The sequence below is a fragment of the Streptomyces sp. NPDC051563 genome, from assembly GCF_044454225.1.
Taxonomy (GTDB): domain Bacteria; phylum Actinomycetota; class Actinomycetes; order Streptomycetales; family Streptomycetaceae; genus Streptomyces.
In genome coordinates this window covers 159,894-177,664 of sequence record NZ_JBITDL010000004.1, presented here as the reverse complement: position 1 = coordinate 177,664, position 17,771 = coordinate 159,894, and the positions used below count along the sequence as shown (strand labels likewise).

The window sequence follows — 17,771 nt, the reverse complement described above, 5'->3', positions numbered from 1 at the left end:
GGCCGGTCTAACGGCCGGGGGGTTCGTACGGGGGAACGTCGCGGCCCGGCTGGTAGTGCGGGCCCTGACGCATGCGGTGAAGGACCACGCCCAGGTCCACGGCCGCGAGCACGGTGACGGCGGCGCAGGCCGCGGCCCACCCGGGCCGGGAGGCGAGCGAGAACGCCGCCGCCCCGGCGCCGGACCAGACCATCCCCCACAGGCTCAGCCAGAAGCGCAGCCGCAGCGCGCTGCGGGCGGTCACCGGCTCGTTTCCGGTGCGCACGGACATCACCGCCTCGAGGTCGTCCCCCGCCCCGGTCCCTCCGCTCCTTCCATGGTCCCACCCGGCCGGGACCGGGGGCGGGGCGTCAGGGGTTGAGCTTGTTGACGGCCTTGACGGTCGTCTTCTTGAAGGCCGGGAGGGGGGCCTCGTTCAGGTATCCCATCTGCCCCCACTTCACGACCGTCACGGTGGAGCCGTCGCGGCCGATGCCGTACAGGTGCACGCCGGGCTCGGACTCCGGCATGGAGGTGTGCACCCCGTAGACGTGCGCGCCCTCCTCGACGGTGAGCTTCCCGTAGTCCTGCCAGGAGGCCGTACCGCCGGGGGTCTTGCGCAGCCAGTCGGCGGCGCAGGCCGCCACCTTGCGCTCCAGGGCCGCCGCGAGCTTGACGGCCGCCGCGTCGGAGGAGGCGCGTACGGACACCTGTACCGCGCCCGTGTCGAACTCGGTGGAGAAGTCGCGGTACCAGCTCCCGGCGCTGGGGAGCACGCCCTCCAGGCAGAACGGCGCGAACTCCGGGAGCCCCTTGGTGACCTTCCCGGCGTACCAGGGGGAGCTGGGGTGCGGGGGCAGGTCGGCGCCGGCCAGGAACCCGGGTGCGGTGACGGCGGCCGTGGAGGTGGTGGAGGCGGCGAGGACGAGGGCGGTGGCGGCGGCCGCGGTGGCCGCGAGGACGGTGGCGGTGCGGGCTGTGCGGGCGGTGCGGGCTGTGCGTCGGAACATGGTCGGTACTCCCCGTGTGGTCCGTGGCGGTCGGTGTGGCGGTGCTTGGTGAGAAGGCTGTACCCCGGCCCGGGCCCGGGCCGGCGGTTCGGGACGAACTCGGGACAATGGAACGGCCGTACGGGCCCTCAGCTGCGGGAACATCGTGGACATGGAACGGACTTCCGGGACGGGGAGATCGGCCGAGGCGCAGGCGTTCGCCCGGTTGATGAGGGAACTGAAGGAGCGCGGCGGCCTGAGCTACGGGGCTCTCGCGCGGGTCCTCCACACGAGCACGTCGACCTTGCACCGGTACTGCAGCGGCGAGGCGCTGCCCGCGGAGTTCGCGGTGGTCGACCGCTTCGCCCGGGCCTGCGGGGCGAAGCCGGCGGAGGCGGTGGAGCTGCACCGGGCCTGGCTGCTCGCGGACGCGCGGCGACGGGCGGTGGTGGAGGCGCCGCCGGTGGATACGGGGGACCGGGGGGCGGCGGCTGCGGATCCGGTGGGTCCGGCAGGTCCGGTGGGGCCGGTGGTTTCGGCCGTTCCGGCCGTTCGGGCCGTTGCGGATGCGCCCGGTGCGCGCGTGTCTCCCCGGACCGGGCGCCGCCTGCTGCTCGCCGGGGTGGCGGCGGCCGCGGTCGTGGCCCTCGCGGTGGGCGTCCGGTGGCTTCCGCAGACGGGCCGGGACGACCGGGCACCCCAGGCCGGACCGACGGCGGCGGCGGACGCGGGCGCTCCCACGGGCACGGGCGGGGCCACGGGGACGGGCCCGGCGGCCGGGCCGACGGCGCCGGAGACCGGGCCGGGAACACCGGCCGCTCCCGCGCCGGCCCCGTCGGCGACCGGCACCGCGACGGGAGTGCCGACCGGGCCCGCGGCAACGGGCGGCCCCGCTCCGGCGGCCCCGCCCCTGAGGGCGTCCGTACGGTCCCACGTGTGGGCGGCGAACTGCGACCACGCGTACCTCGCCGCTCCGGCGCCCGAGGCGGTGCCCCCGCCCCCGGTGGCTGCGGACGCGCCCGCGTGGGCGGCCGGGCGCAAGGCCGTGCACGCGGGGATGCAGATCGTGGAGGTCACGCTGCTGGGCACGGGGAAGGACCCGGTGGTCCTGGAGGCCCTGGAGGTGCGGGTGCCCGCGCGGCGGACCCCGCCGGCGTGGAACGTGTACCAGATGTCGCAGGGCTGCGGCGGAGGGCTCACCCCGGCCGGGTTCACGGTCAACCTGGACGCTCCGCGCCCGCTGGCCCGGCCGGCGGCCGGCAACGACCAGGGGGAGAAGATCGAGGCCCCCGCCTTCCCGATGCGGGTCTCGGCCGCCGAACCGGCCGTCCTGCGGGTGGTGGCGAGCAGCACCGGATGCGATTGCGACTGGTACCTGGACCTCCGCTGGAGCGGTCCCACCGGCTCCGGCACCCTCCGCCTGGACGAGTCCGGCCGTCCCTGGCGGCTCTCCGCCGTCGCGCCGAACCGTCCGGTCTACGGCTACGCCCACGAACAGTCCCGCTGGATCCGCTGACTCGCCTTTCCCGCCTCCAACCGACCCGCTGCATCCGCTGATCCGCCTTTCCCGGGCTGTGCGGCTCCGGGAAAGGCGCAGCTCAGCGGCATTGTCAGTGGCCGCGCCTAGACTCGGCGGCAGACGGGATCCGTCTGACCGCGAGGGTGCCGACGCAGACCGCGTCGACCGGGAACGCCGCGGGGAGCGCGAGGGGGGGACAGGATGGACGCCATGCCGACCACGCGGTACGCCGCGGCGCAGGCGACCGTGCCGGTTTCCGTACTGGCGCGCCATGCCGCCGTGTTCCTGCCCGCCGCCGTGCCCCGCCAGAGCCGCATCGCGTTCTGGGCTCCCGACGGGGACGCCCTGCCCGCCGAAGGCGTACCGGGCACGCTCGATGTGGTCCGTCCCCATGGCGAGGGCGTCCGTACCCGCACGGTGCCCGCCGTCACGCTGACGGTCGCCGCCGCCCTGCCCGTGCTCGTGGGCGCCGTCCGCGGGCACAGCACGCATCCCGCGACCCGCGCCTGGGGGACCGCCGCCGTCCAGGCGCTGTCCCTGGTTGCGCGGGGCCGGCTGCTGCCCGGGCTGACCCCCGAAGGGGTCGACGCCTGGCGGGCCGGGCCGCTGGACGCCGCCGACGTCGCGCACCTGCGCGCGGTCGCCGCCGCCCTGCCGCACGAGGGGTACGCGACCCCGCTCGCCGGACGCCGCCCGCTCCACCTGCCCGAACCGGAGGCGCTGGTCAGGGCCTTCCTCGACGCCGTCGCCGACAGCCTGCCCCGGACCCCCGCGGCGCCCTTCGCCGCGGGCCGGCCGTTCGCGGCCCGGGAGCCGCAGCAGGTCCCGGGGATACGGGACTGGGCCGCGCAGGTCGCCTCGGGCGCGGACACCGGAGTCGGGATCTCGCTCCGCCTCGACCTGTCCTCCTTCCGTCTCTTCGACGAGGCCGAGAGCGGCACGGACCCGGAGGAGGACGTGCGCCGCGCCGGGGCCGCCGTCGTCCAGGTCCACAGCCTCGCCGACCCGACCCTGGTCACGGACGCCGCGATGCTCTGGGCGGGCGCCGCCGCGGCCGGCTTCGGCCCCCGCGCCCGGATCGACGCCGTCCTCGCGCTGCGCCGGGCGGCCCGGGTCTGGCCGCCGCTGCTGCGGCTGCTGGACCAGCCGGTCCCCGATGTCCTGGCCCTCTCGGACCCCGAGCTGGAAGACCTGCTGGGCCGTGCCGCGACCCGGCTTGCGGAGGCCGGAGTCCTGGTCCACTGGCCGCGCGAGCTGGCTCGTACGCTCAGCGCGACCGCGGTCGTACGATCCACCGCGCCCGGTTCCGCCACCGACGGCACCGCGTTCTTCGACGCCGAGCACCTCTTCGCCTTCTCCTGGGAGCTGGCCCTCGGCGGCGACCGGCTCACCCCGGGGGAGATGGACGCCCTCGCGCAGGCCCACCGGCCCGTGGTGCGGCTGCGCGACCAGTGGGTGCGGGTCGATCCCGAGCTGGTGCGCAAGGCGCGCAAGCGGGAACTGGGCCTGCTGGACCCGGTGGAGGCGCTGGCGGCCGTGTTGACGGGGACGGCCGAGATCGAGGTCGAGGGGGAACCGGTGGCCGCGGTCCCCGTGGGGGCGCTGGCCGCCCTGCGGGACCGGCTGACCGGGGAGCTGGCCCCGCTGCCCCAGCCGGCCGGCCTCAAGGCCACCCTGCGCGACTACCAGGCCCGCGGCCTGGCCTGGCTGGACCTCATGACCTCGCTCGGACTCGGGGGCTGCCTCGCCGACGACATGGGCCTGGGCAAGACCGTCACCCTCATCGCGCTCCACCTGCACCGCGACCGCCCCGAGCCGACCCTGGTGGTCTGCCCGGCCTCGCTGCTGGGCAACTGGCAGCGGGAGATCGAGCGGTTCGCCCCGGGTGTGCCGGTGCGCCGTTTCCACGGCGCGGGCCGCAGCCTCGACGGCCTGGCCGGCCCGGGCGGCGGGGGATTCGTCCTCACCACCTACGGAACGATGCGCGCGGGAGCGGCCCGGCTGGCCGAACAGCCCTGGGGCATGGTCGTCGCGGATGAGGCCCAGCACGTCAAGAATCCGCACTCGGCGACCGCGAAGGCGCTGCGCACCATCCCGGCGCCCGCGCGGGTGGCGCTGACCGGCACCCCGGTGGAGAACAACCTCTCCGAGCTGTGGGCGCTGCTCGACTGGACCACGCCCGGACTGCTCGGCCCGCTCACCGCGTTCCGGGCCCGGCACGCCCGGCCCGTGGAGCACCAGACTGAGGAGGACGGGGGGAACGAGGCCGCGGTCGCCCGACTGGCCGCGCTGGTCCGGCCGTTCCTGCTGCGGCGCAAGAAGTCCGATCCCGGGATCGCACCCGAACTGCCGCCGAAGACGGAGACCGACCACCCCGTGTCCCTCACCCGCGAGCAGGCCTCCCTCTACCAGGCCGCGGTCGACGAGGCGATGGCCGTGATCGGAGCGAGCGAGGGCATCGAGCGGCGCGGCATGATCATGAAGCTGCTCGCCTCGCTCAAGCAGATCTGCAACCACCCCGCCCAGTACCTGAAGGAGGACGAGCCCCGGATCGCGCACCGTTCCGGGAAGCTGGCCCTGCTCGACGAGCTGCTCGACACGATCCTGGCCGAGGGCGGTTCGGTGCTGGTGTTCACGCAGTACGTGACGATGGCCCGCATCATCGAGCGCCACCTCACGGCGCGCGGGATCTCCCACCAACTGCTGCACGGGGGCACGCCCGTGCCCCGCCGCGAGGAGCTCGTGGACCGTTTCCAGGCGGGCGAGGTCCCGGTGTTCCTGCTGTCCCTCAAGGCGGCGGGCACCGGCCTGAACCTGACCCGCGCCGGGCACGTCATCCACTACGACCGCTGGTGGAACCCGGCCGTCGAGGAACAGGCCACCGACCGCGCCTACCGCATCGGCCAGACCCAGCCAGTCCAGGTCCACCGCATCATCGCCGAAGGCACCGTCGAAGACCGCATCGCCGACATGCTGGAGGCCAAGCGGGCGCTGGCCGACGCCGTACTCGGCTCCGGCGAGACGGCGCTGACCGAGCTCACCGACCGCGAGCTGGCCGACCTCGTCTCCCTGCGCAGGCCCGCATGATCACCGCGCGCGACGACCGCCGCCGCACCTTCGAGACCGTGCCGCCGGGGGTGGAGGCCGTCAGCTGGTGGGGCCGGGCCTGGGTGTCCGCCCTGGAGACGGCGGCCCGCGACGGAGCCCGCCTGGCCCGGGGCCGGACGTACGCCGCCGAGGGCCACGTCGACGCCGTCACCGTCACCCCGGGCCGGATCGTGGCCTACGTACGGGGCAGCCGGCCGCGGCCGTACCGCACCGAGCTGTCCCTGCCCGCCCTCTCGGACTCCGAGTGGAGCGAGCTGCTGGAAGCGGTGGTGGCCGATCCGACGGCGCTCGCCGCGCTGCTGGAGCGCGAGGTCCCGGAGTCCCTCTCGGAGTCGGTCCTGCCCGGTGCGGGAGAGCTCGTGCCGCGCTGCTCCTGCCCGGACGTCGCGCATCCGCCCTGCAAGCACGCCGCGGCCCTCTGCTACCGCGCGGCCCGACTCCTGGACGCCGACCCGTTCGTCCTGCTCTTGCTGCGCGGCCGCGGTGAGCGGGAGCTGCTGGAGGAGCTCACCCGCCGCAACGCCGCCCACGCCGCGCGCGAACAGCCCGACGCGACACCGGACTTCCCCGGTGTTCCGGCCCGGGCCGCCCTCGTCCGCACCGTGCTGCCGCCGCTGCCCGCCCCGCTGGCGGCGCCCACCGCCGCCGGGCTGCCGCCGGCGTATCCGGCCGACCCGGCGGCCCCGGACCCGCTCGCCCTGGACCAGCTCGCCGGGGACGCGGCCGCCCGCGCCCTGGCGCTGCTGCGCACCGGCGAGGATCCGATGGCCGGGCTCAGCCGCTGGCAGGACGCCGTCCGGCTGGCCTCGGCCCATCCCACGGCCGGGCTCACTGGCGCGGCCCGCGCCCTGTACCGCGAGCTGGCCCGCGCCACGGGGCGCAGCACCACCGACCTGGCCCGGGGGGCGGCCGCCTGGCGGCAGGGCGGTCTGCCCGGGCTGCTCGCCCTCGAAGAGCCCTGGGACCCGCCCGCCGGCCCCTTCGACCGGGCCCGCCCGGCGCTCCTCGCCGCCGCCCAGGGCTCCTTCCGCCCCGACCGCAACCGGCTCACGGGCTCCTACCAGCAGCTCCGGCTCGGCCGGGACGCCCTCTGGTACTCCTACGAGAACCGCCTGGGGGACGACGACTGGTGGCCCACGGGCCGCAGCCCTTCCCCGGACCCGGTCACGGCCCTGCTGGGCTGAGCCCGGCCGCCCAGCGTTCGAGGGTGGCGAAGTCCTGCGCGCGCAGGCCGTGGCGGGGATGGATCCGCAGGAGCAGGGCCGGGGCCGGGTGATGGGCGGCCACCCAGTCGCGGTCCCGGGGCGTGATCAGGTCGTCGACCCAGGCGAAGGGCCGGCCGGCCGCCCATTCCAGGAGGGGGCGGGTCTTCCAGAAGAGGCCGTCGGGGTCGCGAGTGAAGGGTTCCGGCCAGTCGATGACAGGAAGATCAGCGGGTAGTCCGATGCGCGGGGAGATCAGGGTGTTGGCCTCGTGCGTCCAGGCGGTGGCCCAGGCGAGTTCGTAGGGCAGGGCCAGCAGGCGGGCGCCGTGGGCCGGGTGCAGGCGCACCCGCAGGCCGCGCCTGGCGCTGCGGGACTCCGGTTCGCGGTGGGACAGCCAGATGCTCGGACGCATCCGGTGGCTGGCGTATCCGCGGAGTCCGGCGAAGGGGGACCGGAAGGGGTTGAGGGGGCCGTCCACGTCGAGGAGGAGCAGCGGGCGAGTCATGAAGTAGGGATTACCCAGTACACGATGGGGTGAAATGCCTACCGGCGCTATAACCCAAATGGGGTTACAGCGTTGTTTCCGGTACGGGTGCACAGCCCGTGGACCCTTCCGGAAGGCAGGAAATCTGATGCGTCACAGTCGTCGGAATGGCTTGATCGCGGCGGTGGTTGCGGGGGGTGGACTCGCGGTCGCGGGTGCGGGCGGCTTCGCCTACGCCGACGCGGAGGCGGGCGGGCAGGCCGTGGGCTCGCCGGGGGTGCTGTCGGGGAACCTGCTGCAACTTCCGGTGAACGCACCGGTGAACGTGTGCGGGAACACCGTGAGCGTGGTCGGCGTCCTCAACTCGGCCACCGGGAACCGGTGTGCCAATGCCCCGCAGGGCAGGGGGAATCCGGGCCAGCCGGGCCATCCCGGATCGCCCTCCTCGCATCCGTCGAAACCCGGCGCCGGAAACGGTGCGGGGAACGGCGGCCAGAGCGGGCACGGCGGACCCGGCCGGGGTGCGGTCGCGGACGGGCGCGGAAAGGATTCTCCGGGGCTGCTGTCCGGCAACGGACTACAGCTCCCCGTCGAGTTGCCGCTCAACGTCAGCGGCAACTCGGTGAGCGTCGTGGGCATCGGCAATGCCTCCGCGGGCAACACCTCCGTCAACGGGCCGGCGCCCGTCGTCGGCAAGCCCGTCCAGCCGCCGGTCCAGCCGCCCGTTGTGCCGCCCGTCGCCGTGCGGCCGGTCACCCCGCCGGCCCCGGCGCGCAACCACCCCTCGGCGCTCGCGCACACCGGAGCCGAGGGAACCGGTTACCTGCTCTCCGGTGGCGGCGCGATGCTGCTCGGCGGGGTGCTGCTCTACCGCCGGTTCCGGCTCAACTAGCCCGCGCGGAAGCGCCGGACGCTCCGGACGCGTCGGCGGGTGCGTCGTCCTCGTCGGAGGCCGCCCGCCAGCCGTCCAGGATCGCGTCGATCCGGGGCGCCAGCCGGGCCCGGGCCGCGAACCGGGGCACGCCCCCCATCAGCAGGGAGTCGTACTCGGTGTCGAGGTGCCGCACGGCGGCCCGCACCGCCGCGTACACGGCCGGCGGGTCCAGGGCCCGGCCGGCCGCGCTGCGGCCCACCCGGCCGCTGCCGCGCACCGAGGCATGCGCGGCGATGGCCCGGGCCCGGTCGGCGGGGCACCCGGGGAACAGGCTCAGGATCTCCGCGGCGAAGGCGGCCGTGAACCGGATGTCCTCGGCCGCCCGGCGCAGCCGGTCGCGCTCCCGGCGGCGGGCCCGCGCCTCGGCGTCCGCGAGGCAGGCGCGCTCGGCCCGGGCCAGGGCGGCGTCCTCGACGAGGATGCCCATGCGCTCGTAGCGGCGGCGGCGCCGGTGGAAGCGGACGACGACGGCCGACAGCGAACTGGCCTCGTGGGCCCGGCGGGTGAGGGCGGTGTCGCCGCGCGGCAGGTAGACGAGGTGTCCGAGCTCGGCGCAGTCCAGGCAGCGGGGCACGCCCGCCTCGCGGACGAGGCGGCGCAGCGGTCCCTGCCTGCAGTCCGCGCAGTGGATCTGCTTCGTCGACTCGAAAACGACCAGACTCATGCCGAAGTAATACCGTCGTTCCGGCCCTATATCACCTTGTAGGAATGGATAGTTGTCGTTTCACAGAGTCTTCCCTGACCTCATGGTGTCCTCCTACCGTGAGTCGAGCGGGCCGCAGCAGGTCCATCGAGGAGGGGAAACATGGCTGGACGGCAGGCGACGGCCAGGCGCCCGAGGATCGCGGGCCGCCGTCCGAAAGCGGAGGTGGCCTCCGATCTCGTGGTGCGGGAGGTCGCCATAGAGCCCGGTGGCTGCACCGGCTGGCACTACCACCGGGTCCCGCTGATGGCGGTGGTCAAGTCCGGCACGCTGACCCGGATCCTGGGCGACGGCACGGTCGAGGTGCACCACACCGGTACGAGCTTCGTCGAGCCCGCCGGGCGGCGCCACGTCCACCTCGGCCGCAACCTCGGCTCCGAGCGGGTCGTGCTCTGCGTGACCGCGACCCTCGCCGAGGGCGACCCCTTCGCGCTGCCCGCCGAGGCCCCGCGGGGGGCCGCGCCGTGCGCCTGCCCCATGCGGACGCAGTGAGGGCCGGCGCAGGCACCCCGCTCCCGTGAACCGGGGCACCGCTCAGACGAGTCGGCGGATCTCCCCGCGCACGCGGTAGAAGCCACCGGCCGCCGCGTGCAGGCCGTCCACCACGTACCGGGCGCCGGGCTCCCGTATCCCGCGCGGGAACTGCACGTTCCAGGACGGCTCGAACCCGCCCGACACCACCTGGACGCGCATCCGCTGGCCCTGCTGCACGCACTCCACGACCACGCCGCCCGCGGGCACCGAGGCCACGGACACCGTCGCCACCGCGGCGGGGGTGGCGGCCGGGGTGAAGACGGGCAGGGCGGCCGCCGACTTCACGTCCACCGCCGTCGGAACCGATCCCTCCCGGGCCGCCGCGATCGCGGCCTCGCTCGCGTCCACGCACACCAGCGAACCGTCCGTGGTCACCAGATAGAGCCGCTCGTCCAGATACTGCATGGACAGGGCGGCCCCGCTGCCGGTCCCCAGCTTCCACAGCCGCCGCCCGTCGGCGTCGAAGCAGTACACGGAGGACGCGAGGTCGCCGGCGAAGACGTGCCGGCCGTCCGGCGAGGTCGCGCACGAGTAGACCGCCGCGTCGCACCGGTACGTGGCCTCCAGGGCGCCCGTCGCCTTCGACAGCCGCTGCACCGTGTTGCGGCCGGTCCCCGCATACACCGCGTGGTCCTCCTGCCAGCCGAACAGCACCGAGCCGTCGGTCTGGGTGTGCCACAACTCCCTGCCGCCGTCCGGGGCGTAGGCCGTGACCCCCTTGCCGTGGCCGTGGTACACCGCCCGCTCGTCCGCGCGCACCATCCACGCGTTCGGACCGGCCGAGCGCCGCGACCACTGGAACTCGTCCTCGTGGTCGATCACCGTCAGCCCGCCGTTGCGGTCGGACACGTTCAGCACGCCCTCGCGGATGTCCAGCCAGAAGATGTCCACATCGGCCGCGATGTCGTACGCCCCGAACGGCACCTTCGAGGACAGGTCGTACACCGTGCCGTCGTCACAGCCCGCATAGATCCAGAACTCGTCCGCCACCAGGCACTTCACCCCGTCCGGCAGCGAGTACCGGGCCAGCACCTCACCGCCGTGGCTGACCGTGTAGACGTCTCCGGCCTGGTTGCCGACCCAGCAGCGGTCCTCGTCCACGTGGATCCCGAAGGCGGAGGACCCCGTACGGAACCGCCACAGCACCGGGGCCACGGCGCGCGCCGTGGACGGGGCCGAGGTCACCTGGCGGCGCGTCACCGACCGGGCCGCGCGGCCTCCCCGCACCGCCGGGGCGTACCCCTTGCGGACCTTCTCCCCGACCTTCTTGGCGGCGGCCGCCCGGGCCTTCTCGATGGTCGGGAAGGAGGAGCTCTGCAGCTGGCCGTCCGCGCCGATGCGGCCGTACCGCACCGAGACGGAGGTCCCGTCGACGGTGACCTCGTAGAACTTGTGGGCACCGCCGTCCTCCTGGGACAGCTCCAGATACGTCGTCTCCCGAGCCATGACAGACCCCTCCCCAAGGCCGGGCCGCCGGCTCCCTGTGCGCCGGTGATCCCTCCCGAAAAACGTTAGGGGCCACCACTGACAATGGGCTGGTGCAGCTGGAAGCGATCACATGGCAGCGGATGGCCGAGCGGCTCGCCGGTCACCTCGACGACGAAGAGAAGGCCGGCGGCGACGCCGGGAGCGGCCCGGAGGGCCGATGGCGGCGGGTGGGCATCGACGGGGCGCCCGCCGCCCGCACCGGCGTGCTCGCCGGGGAGCTCGCCGACGCGCTGCGCCTGCGCGGGCGTTCGGTCCTGGTGGTGGCGGCCGAGGGCTTCCTGCGCCCGGCCTCCCTCCGCTTCGAGTTCGGCCGCGAGGACGTGGACTCCTACCTCGACGGCTGGTACGACACGGCGGCGCTCTGGCGGGAGGTCTTCGGACCGACCGACCCCGGCGGCACCGGCCGGGTGCTGCCCGACCTCTGGGACCCGGTCACCGACCGGGCGACCCGCAGCCCCTACGCCGAACTCCCGCCCGGCGGCGTGCTGATCGTGCACGGCCCGCTGCTGCTGGGCCACTGGTTCCCCTTCGACCTCAGCGTCCACATCGGGCTCTCCGCGGGCGCCCTCGCCCGCCGCACCGAGGACTCCGCCCGCTGGACCCTCCCCGCCTTCGCGCGCTACGAGGCCGAGACCGGCCCGGCGGACCGGGCCGACGCCCTGGTCCGGGCCGACGACCCGCGCCACCCGGCCTGGACGGGCCTGCGCGCGGGCCCGGCCGGCTGACGCCGGGGCCGTCGCGCACACCTCTGCGTACACCTCTGCGCACCCCCTCCGCGTCACGGAGGTACGGGAAACGCAACAGGGTGATTCCGGCACGGTGACGATCGGTTCCGGCCATCGCTCCGGCCGGAACCCGGCGCTACGTTGACGGCACGCTTCGACGGCGGCCACCCCGGTGGCGCCTTGGCAGAGGGAGAAGGCAATGCGCGGACACGGCACGGTGGTTCGGGACGCGAGACGGTTGCGCACCCAGGCGGCGCTCGCCGCGCTGGCCCTGTGCGGGACCCTGGTCCTCACGGCGTGCAACGGCGACGAGGGGACGGGCGCGGCCGGCACCCCCGCGTCCCCCTCCGCCGGTGTGACGGCCACCGGCAGCGCCTCCCCGTCGGCCCCGCCCTCCGCGGCCCCGTCGAAGAAGCCCGCCCCCACCCCCACCCCGAGCGCCACCCCGGCGGGCACCAAGAAGCCCCCGGCCCCCGGCTCCACCTGCGACCACAAGATGCCGATCTCGCCCGACGAGGTCGCCGTCTACCGCTACACCCCCGAGGGCGGGGTCCACAGCCTGATCATCAAGCACGGCAACTGGGGCTGTGCCGCCCCGGGCGCGGACGCGGCCCCCTTCGAGACCACCGGCAAGGAAACCTTCCTCAACATCGCCGACGACGCCAAGATCACGGCCGTCACCCCCGTCGTGGCGAGCACCGTGAGCCAGTCGATCACGCTCCAGCAGCTCATCGACTGGCTGATCGCCCACCCGAACCAGGGCCGCGTCTTCCGCTACCACCTGGACGCCGCAGGCGTCATCGACTCCCTCGACCAGCAGTACACCTCCTGAGCCCGCCGCCTACGGCCGTCCGCCCAGCCGGGTCACCGCCACCGCGGCCGCCCGGCAGCCGGCCCCCGCGGCCCGCGCCGAGCCCGCTCCCGCCAGCCGGGCCGCGAGGAAGGCGCCGGTGAAGGCGTCGCCGGCGCCCGTGGAATCCACCGCCTCGGCGCTCTGCGCCGCGACCTCGGCCGTCACCCGGCCGTCCTCGGCGATGAGCGCCCCGGCCCCGCCCCGGGTGACCACCACCAGCGGAAACCGCCGGCTCAGCTCCGCCGCCGCCCGTGCGACCGAGGCCGCCCGGGCCGGTCCCACCGGTCCGTCCGCCCCGTCTGCCCCATCCGTCCCGTCCGCTCCGTCCGCCCCCTGCGACCCCGCGAGCAGCAGCGCCTCGTCCTCGTTGGGCAGCAGTACGGCGGCCCCCGCCGCGGCGGCCAGGAACCGCCGCGGCCCCAGCACGGCCAGGAACCCCGCCGACGCCGGATCCACGCTCACCGGCACGCTCCGGGCACGGGCGGCCCGTAGCGCGACCAGGGCCAGCTCGCGGCTCGGATCGGTGAAGAACAGGTAGCCCGACAGGTGCAGATGGGCGACCCCGTCCAGGAGCCCGGGCTCCCAGTCGGCGGGGGAGAGCCGCAGCGAGGCCCCGCTGTCGGTCAGGAAGGTCCGCTCCGCGTCGGCTCCGACCAGCGCGACCACCGTGCCGGTCGGCTCGGCGGGATCGACCACCAGCCTCGGCCGGACCCCCGCGTCGAGCAGCGCCCGCTCGTGCCACCCGGCCGAGTCGGCGCCGACCCGCGCGAGGAGACGTACCTCCGGGGAGCCCGCGCGGGCCGCCCAGCAGGCCGCGTTGGCCCCGGCGCCGCCCGGCAGGGTGCGGATCCGGGCCGGGGTGTCGGTACCCGGAGCCAGCGGCTCCGCGTGCAGCGCCACGACGTCCGTCACCACGTCACCGACAACCAGCAGCGCCCCCGGCCCGGCGGGAGCGGCCGGCGCCGCGGTCACGGCCGCGCCGCCCAGGCCCGCGCGATCCGGGCACCGAGGCGCACGTTGCCCCGTACCGCCGCGAGATTGGCCTCCAGGGAGGCGCCGCCCGTCGCACGCACCAGGAACCCCAGCAGGAACGGCGTCACCGCCTGCCCCGTGATGCCCCGCTCCCGGCACCCCGACAGCGCCTCCGCCAGCACCCGGTCGTGCAGCTCCGGGTCGAGCTGGTGCTCCCGCGCCACGGGGTTGGCCACGAGCAGCGCCGACTCCGCACCAGCGAGCAGGTCCTGAGCGGCCATCACGGCCGCCACCTCCTCGGGGCGGTGGACCGTCCAGTCCACCGGCTCGCCGGAATCGGCCAGGTAGAACCCGGGGAAACGATCCGTCCCGTACCCGAGGACCGTCACCCCCAGCGTCTCCAGGCGCTGGAGCGTCGCCGGCACGTCCAGGATGGACTTCACCCCGGCGCAGACCACGGTGATCCGGGTCCGCGCCAGCAGCGCGAGGTCCGCCGACTCGTCCTGCGACCGGGTCCACTCCCGGTGTACGCCGCCCAGCCCGCCGGTGGCGAACACCCGCAGCCCCGCCCGCGCGGCCAGGAAGGCCGTGGCCGAAACGGTCGTCGCCCCCGTCGCCCCGGTGGCCAGGGCGGGAGCCAGATCCCGGTGGCCGAGCTTGCGCACGCCCTCGCCGCCCGCGATCCGCTCCAGCCGGGCCTTGTCCAGCCCCGCGTACGCCACCCCGTCGACGACCGCGACGGTCGCCGGAACGGCCCCCTCCGCACGGACCAGCTCCTCCAGCTCCAGACCCACCGCCAGATTGCGGGGCCGGGGCAGGCCGTGGGCGAGGATCGTGGACTCCAGCGCCACGACGGGCCGTCGGCGGTCGAGCGCCTCGCGCACCTCCTCCGACAGGACCGGGACCGGGGCTCCGGCCGAGGGCGATGCGAGGGATCCGGATGCTGTGTGCTGTGACATGTCCCCATCCCTGGCACACGATCCGGTCCCCCAAACGCGCGACCCCCACACCGCCCCGAACCCGCCGTGCGACGCACCCGCCTCCCGGCTTCCGCCTTCCGGGATCCGGGACCCGCCTCCCGGGCGGGCCGCCCTCGGCCGCGGGGTCGTATGCACCGGACCGGGCCCCGGCGCCGTCACCTGCGGTGACCGTGAAGTGGCGGGGCCCGGGGTGGCCGCAGGGGTGCCGCTGCGCGGCGCGGAGTTCCCCTACCCGCCCTTCGCCCGTTCCCCGGGGCTCCGCCCCGGACCCGTTTTCGGGTGCGGCGCCGTTTCCGGGGGCCAGCCCCCGGACCCCCGCTCCTCAAACGCCGGAGGGGCTGATTGTGGCCGGCGTTCGGCTGGATGTGCGCGGGGCGGGGCTGGTTTGCCGGTCCGCGGCCAACCCCCCCCCGCCCGGCGTCCGCGGGGGGCCCCCCCCCCCCCACCCCCCCCCCCCCCCCGGGGCCGCGGGCCCCCCCCCCCCCAACCCCCCCCCCCGCCGGCGTTTGAGGCGCGGGGTCTGGGGCGGAGCCCCAGGGGTCCGGGCGCAGCCCGGGACCTCCTCCCAGCCTGTCCGGCGTTTGAGGAGCGGGGTCCGGGCGGAGCCCGGGGAACGGTGGAAGGGCGGGTAGGGGAACTTCGCCCCGCAGGGCCCAGACCGGCCGCCGGGTCGGGAGCGGGGGGCCTCGAGCCGGCGGGCCCCGCGTCGGGACGGCGGCAGCGCCGGACGGTGTGGCAGCGTGGGGGCTGCGCAGCGGTGCGCGGGGGGCATCCAGGAGGGGAGCGGCGCTCCGGAGGGGCGACAGGGTGACGGGCCGGGCGGGCGTGCGCTGGACGGTCTGGTCGGCGCGGCGCGGCGGGCGTGCCGATTAGGCTCCCGGAGCATGAGCGCAAACGATCACCTTGATGTCCCCGCCCCCGGTTCCTTCGCCGTCTCCGTACCGGAGCTCTCCGACTCCGAGCTCGAAGCGGACGAGCTCGATCCCGCGCAGATCGTCTCCGGCAACCCCGTCGTGACGGGCAAGGTGCTGTGGGAGGCGCCGGACGGCTCGCAGGTGCGCGGGATCTGGCAGATCACCCCGGGCGTGGTCACCGACACCGAGGCGAACGAGCTGTTCGTGGTGGTCAGCGGCCGGGCCACCATCGAGGTGGAGGGCGGCGGGACGCTGGAGGTCGGTCCGGGCTCCGCCTGTGTCCTGCGGGAGGGTGACAAGACCACCTGGACCGTCCACGAGACGCTCCGCAAGGCCTACCACATCAGCTACTGACCGGCGCCTTCACCGGGCGGCGCCGCGAGGTGAACAGCGCGAGCGCCGCCATCGGCAGCAGCAGGGCGGCGGCGGCCGCGTTGAGCCAGCCGTAGCCCGCCTGGGACATGACCAGCCCGGCGGCGGCGCCGCCGACCCCGGCGGCCGTGTTCATGGTGAGGTCGCCCAGTCCCTGTACGGCGGCCCGCGCGGGCGCCGGCACCGAGTCGGTCAGCAGCGCGGAGCCGGAGACCATGCCGGCGGACCAGCCCAGCCCGAGAAGGAAGAGGCCGGCGGCGCTCTGCGCGTGGTTTCCGTCGGCGGTGCCGGCGAGCAGCGCGGCGACGGACAGCAGCCCGGCGGCGAGCCCGATCACGGACAGCCGGCCGATCCGGTCCGCGAGCCAGCCCATCACCGGTGAGAAGCCGAACATGCCGGCGATGTGTCCGCTGATGACCAGCCCGATGAGCTGGAGTCCGGCGCCGTGGTGGCCGAGGTCGACCGGGGTCATCACCATGATCGAGACCATGGCGGTGTGGGACACCGCGATGGTGAGCAGCGCGAGCCGGGCCCGCGGGGAGGCCTTGACGGCCGCGAATCCGGCGCGCAGCGAACGTCCGGCGCGGGTCTGGTCCTCGGCCGGGGCGAGCGCGCGGGCCGTCAGCAGCGGGTCCGGGCGCAGGAGTACGCCGATCAGCGCGGCGGTGAGCAGGAAGACGGCGCCGGCCCAGACGAAGGGCCCCGCCGTCGGGGGTATGGAGGTGCCCTCGAAGCTGTGGCTGGCCGGGGCGGAGAGGTTGGGGCCGAGCACGGCGCCGATGGTGGAGGCCCAGACGACCACGGAGATGGCCCGGGCCCGGTGGTCGGGCTCGGCGAGGTCGGCGGCGGCGAAGCGGGCCTGGAGGTTGGCCGAGGAGGCGGCTCCGAAGGCGGCCATGCCGAGCATCAGCAGCGGGAAGTTCTTGATCGAGGCGGCGAGGACCACCAGGGCGGCTCCGGCCGCGCCGATCACGTAGGCGAGGACCAGTCCGGGCCGGCGGCCGCGCGCGGTCATCAGCGCGGCGAGCGGCAGCGAGACGGCGGCGGTGCCGATCACGGAGGCGGTCGAGGCGAAGCCGGAGAGCGACTCGGTGCCGCTGACCTCGGTGGCCAGGACCGGGGCCAGGGCGATGCTGATGGGCACGCCGATCCCGCCCAGCACCTGACCGGCGATCAGTACCCCTGAGGTCCGGCGCCGCAGCCTGGGCAGGTCGGCGGCGGTGACCGGGCCGGCGGGCCGGGCGGTGCCGGGCGCGGTGCTCACGCGGTCCACCTCCGACAGGGCTGCGGAGGGGCTGGGGGCGCGGCGCAAGGTGTGGTCACCGCCGCAGTTTCGCACCCCCCGCCGGGCGGGCGGAACAGGGTTTGCGGGGGCACGGGAAGCACCGGGGGCACGGCCGGTCCCCTCAGAACAGCGGCTCGGGGAGGACGCCCTCCAGGGCCAGGAGGCGGCGCTTGGCCTCCACGCCGCCGCCGAAGCCGCCGATGCCCCCGTCGTTCTCCACGACCCGGTGGCAGGCCACCACCAGCGGCAGCGGGTTCGAGCCCATGGCGTTGCCGACGGCCTGGGCCGCGCCCGGGGCTCCGGCCCGGGCGGCCAGTTCCCCGTACCCCACGACCGCCCCGTAGGGCACGGTGCGGTCCAGCTCCAGCAGGACCTGCCGGTTGAAGCCGGAGCTGAGCCGCCAGTCCAGGGGCAGGTCGAAGCGGCGCAGGGTGCCGGCGAAGTAGGCGTTCAGCTGGCGTATCGGCTCGGCCAGCAGGACCTCCTCGCCCGGCGGCGGGCGCCGGGCGTCGGCGCCGAGCCGGGAGACCAGTGCGCCGATCATCTTCGCGGCCCGGTCCGGTCCGGCATGGAACTCGACCTTGACCAGGCCCTCGGGGGTGGCGGCGAGCAGCAGCGGCCCGATGCTGCTGTCGATCACGGTCCATTCGAGGTGCGGCCCGCGGGGCTCAGGAGTGTCCACCCCTTCACGGTACGGGGCCCCACTGACAGAGCCGACGGAACCGGC

General features: G+C 75.5%; 17 protein-coding genes. 8 read left to right on the top strand and 9 right to left on the bottom strand.

Annotated features, from left to right (window positions below; all coding sequences use genetic code 11):
• Positions 1-7: 7 nt before the first annotated feature.
• Positions 8-271, bottom strand: a complete 264-nt coding sequence (locus ACIA8F_RS06770) for a DUF6343 family protein (RefSeq protein ID WP_399377157.1) — start codon at positions 269-271, stop codon at positions 8-10.
• 79 nt (positions 272-350) lie between these two features.
• Positions 351-989: a hypothetical protein gene (locus ACIA8F_RS06765; protein WP_399377156.1), complete on the bottom strand. Its 639-nt coding sequence runs from the start codon at positions 987-989 to the stop codon at positions 351-353.
• A gap of 151 nt (positions 990-1,140) precedes the next feature.
• On the opposite strand from ACIA8F_RS06765, the gene ACIA8F_RS06760 reads away from it, so the two are divergent.
• The 3 genes from ACIA8F_RS06760 to ACIA8F_RS06750 all read left to right on the top strand — a co-directional run bounded on the left by ACIA8F_RS06760 (position 1,141) and on the right by ACIA8F_RS06750 (position 6,779).
• Positions 1,141-2,484, top strand: a complete 1,344-nt coding sequence (locus tag ACIA8F_RS06760) for a helix-turn-helix domain-containing protein (RefSeq protein ID WP_399377155.1) — start codon at positions 1,141-1,143, stop codon at positions 2,482-2,484.
• A 213-nt stretch (positions 2,485-2,697) separates the two neighbouring features.
• Positions 2,698-5,574 carry a DEAD/DEAH box helicase gene (locus tag ACIA8F_RS06755; protein WP_399377154.1) on the top strand — a complete coding sequence of 959 codons (2,877 nt, stop codon included), beginning with the start codon at positions 2,698-2,700 and terminating at the stop codon, positions 5,572-5,574.
• Entirely contained in the window at positions 5,571-6,779 is a 1,209-nt protein-coding gene (locus ACIA8F_RS06750) for an SWIM zinc finger family protein (protein WP_399377153.1), read from the top strand. Before ACIA8F_RS06755 ends, ACIA8F_RS06750 begins: the two co-directional genes overlap by 4 nt.
• Here the strand turns inward: ACIA8F_RS06750 and ACIA8F_RS06745 are convergent.
• Positions 6,760-7,305, bottom strand: a complete 546-nt coding sequence (locus ACIA8F_RS06745; RefSeq protein WP_399377152.1) for a hypothetical protein — start codon at positions 7,303-7,305, stop codon at positions 6,760-6,762. The genes ACIA8F_RS06750 and ACIA8F_RS06745 overlap by 20 nt on opposite strands.
• A gap of 163 nt (positions 7,306-7,468) precedes the next feature.
• Between ACIA8F_RS06745 and ACIA8F_RS06740 the strand changes: the two genes are divergently transcribed.
• Complete coding sequence (locus ACIA8F_RS06740) at positions 7,469-8,176, top strand: chaplin (RefSeq protein ID WP_399377151.1); 708 nt, start codon at positions 7,469-7,471, stop codon at positions 8,174-8,176.
• On the opposite strand, the gene ACIA8F_RS06735 is transcribed toward ACIA8F_RS06740, so the two are convergent.
• A complete protein-coding gene (locus ACIA8F_RS06735) occupies positions 8,169-8,882 on the bottom strand; it encodes a DUF2293 domain-containing protein (RefSeq protein ID WP_399377150.1) in 714 nt (237 codons plus the stop codon). The genes ACIA8F_RS06740 and ACIA8F_RS06735 overlap by 8 nt on opposite strands.
• A 141-nt stretch (positions 8,883-9,023) precedes the next feature.
• On the opposite strand from ACIA8F_RS06735, the gene ACIA8F_RS06730 reads away from it, so the two are divergent.
• Entirely contained in the window at positions 9,024-9,413 is a 390-nt protein-coding gene (locus tag ACIA8F_RS06730; protein ID WP_399377149.1) for a cupin domain-containing protein, read from the top strand.
• 42 nt (positions 9,414-9,455) lie between these two features.
• Here ACIA8F_RS06730 and ACIA8F_RS06725 read toward each other — a convergent pair whose 3' ends face one another.
• On the bottom strand, positions 9,456-10,901 hold the full coding sequence (locus ACIA8F_RS06725) for a WGR domain-containing protein (protein ID WP_399377148.1): 1,446 nt from the start codon (positions 10,899-10,901) through the stop codon (positions 9,456-9,458).
• A 92-nt stretch (positions 10,902-10,993) separates the two neighbouring features.
• On the opposite strand from ACIA8F_RS06725, the gene ACIA8F_RS06720 reads away from it, so the two are divergent.
• The gene (locus ACIA8F_RS06720; protein WP_399377147.1) at positions 10,994-11,668 is read left to right on the top strand and encodes a uridine kinase; all 675 of its coding nucleotides are present in this window, start codon (positions 10,994-10,996) and stop codon (positions 11,666-11,668) included.
• A gap of 199 nt (positions 11,669-11,867) precedes the next feature.
• Positions 11,868-12,500: a hypothetical protein gene (locus ACIA8F_RS06715; protein WP_399377146.1), complete on the top strand. Its 633-nt coding sequence runs from the start codon at positions 11,868-11,870 to the stop codon at positions 12,498-12,500.
• A 9-nt stretch (positions 12,501-12,509) separates the two neighbouring features.
• On the opposite strand, the gene ACIA8F_RS06710 is transcribed toward ACIA8F_RS06715, so the two are convergent.
• Entirely contained in the window at positions 12,510-13,493 is a 984-nt protein-coding gene (locus tag ACIA8F_RS06710; protein ID WP_399377145.1) for a carbohydrate kinase family protein, read from the bottom strand.
• Positions 13,490-14,452, bottom strand: coding sequence for a pseudouridine-5'-phosphate glycosidase (locus ACIA8F_RS06705; protein WP_399377144.1), 963 nt, complete (start codon positions 14,450-14,452; stop codon positions 13,490-13,492). Before ACIA8F_RS06705 ends, ACIA8F_RS06710 begins: the two co-directional genes overlap by 4 nt.
• 905 nt (positions 14,453-15,357) lie before the next feature.
• Between ACIA8F_RS06705 and ACIA8F_RS06700 the strand changes: the two genes are divergently transcribed.
• Positions 15,358-15,741, top strand: a complete 384-nt coding sequence (locus ACIA8F_RS06700; protein ID WP_399377143.1) for a cupin domain-containing protein — start codon at positions 15,358-15,360, stop codon at positions 15,739-15,741.
• Here the strand turns inward: ACIA8F_RS06700 and ACIA8F_RS06695 are convergent.
• Both ACIA8F_RS06695 and ACIA8F_RS06690 read right to left on the bottom strand, forming a co-directional pair.
• Positions 15,731-17,023, bottom strand: coding sequence for an MFS transporter (locus tag ACIA8F_RS06695; protein WP_399377142.1), 1,293 nt, complete (start codon positions 17,021-17,023; stop codon positions 15,731-15,733). The genes ACIA8F_RS06700 and ACIA8F_RS06695 overlap by 11 nt on opposite strands.
• 142 nt (positions 17,024-17,165) lie before the next feature.
• On the bottom strand, positions 17,166-17,726 hold the full coding sequence (locus ACIA8F_RS06690) for a methylated-DNA--[protein]-cysteine S-methyltransferase (protein WP_399377141.1): 561 nt from the start codon (positions 17,724-17,726) through the stop codon (positions 17,166-17,168).
• Between the last annotated feature and the right edge of the window lie 45 nt (positions 17,727-17,771).

Bases quoted from the DNA above. Each gene is read 5' to 3' on its own strand.
- ACIA8F_RS06770 (WP_399377157.1), bottom strand. From the start codon at position 271: ATGTCCGTGCGCACCGGAAACGAGCCGGTGACCGCCCGCAGCGCGCTG.
- ACIA8F_RS06765 (WP_399377156.1), bottom strand. From the start codon at position 989: ATGTTCCGACGCACAGCCCGCACCGCCCGCACAGCCCGCACCGCCACC.
- ACIA8F_RS06750 (WP_399377153.1), top strand. From the start codon at position 5,571: ATGATCACCGCGCGCGACGACCGCCGCCGCACCTTCGAGACCGTGCCG.
- ACIA8F_RS06730 (WP_399377149.1), top strand. From the start codon at position 9,024: ATGGCTGGACGGCAGGCGACGGCCAGGCGCCCGAGGATCGCGGGCCGC.
- ACIA8F_RS06700 (WP_399377143.1), top strand. From the start codon at position 15,358: ATGAGCGCAAACGATCACCTTGATGTCCCCGCCCCCGGTTCCTTCGCC.
- ACIA8F_RS06760 (WP_399377155.1), top strand. From the start codon at position 1,141: ATGGAACGGACTTCCGGGACGGGGAGATCGGCCGAGGCGCAGGCGTTC.
- ACIA8F_RS06725 (WP_399377148.1), bottom strand. From the start codon at position 10,901: ATGGCTCGGGAGACGACGTATCTGGAGCTGTCCCAGGAGGACGGCGGT.
- ACIA8F_RS06755 (WP_399377154.1), top strand. From the start codon at position 2,698: ATGCCGACCACGCGGTACGCCGCGGCGCAGGCGACCGTGCCGGTTTCC.
- ACIA8F_RS06715 (WP_399377146.1), top strand. From the start codon at position 11,868: ATGCGCGGACACGGCACGGTGGTTCGGGACGCGAGACGGTTGCGCACC.
- ACIA8F_RS06705 (WP_399377144.1), bottom strand. From the start codon at position 14,452: ATGTCACAGCACACAGCATCCGGATCCCTCGCATCGCCCTCGGCCGGA.
- ACIA8F_RS06745 (WP_399377152.1), bottom strand. From the start codon at position 7,305: ATGACTCGCCCGCTGCTCCTCCTCGACGTGGACGGCCCCCTCAACCCC.
- ACIA8F_RS06735 (WP_399377150.1), bottom strand. From the start codon at position 8,882: ATGAGTCTGGTCGTTTTCGAGTCGACGAAGCAGATCCACTGCGCGGAC.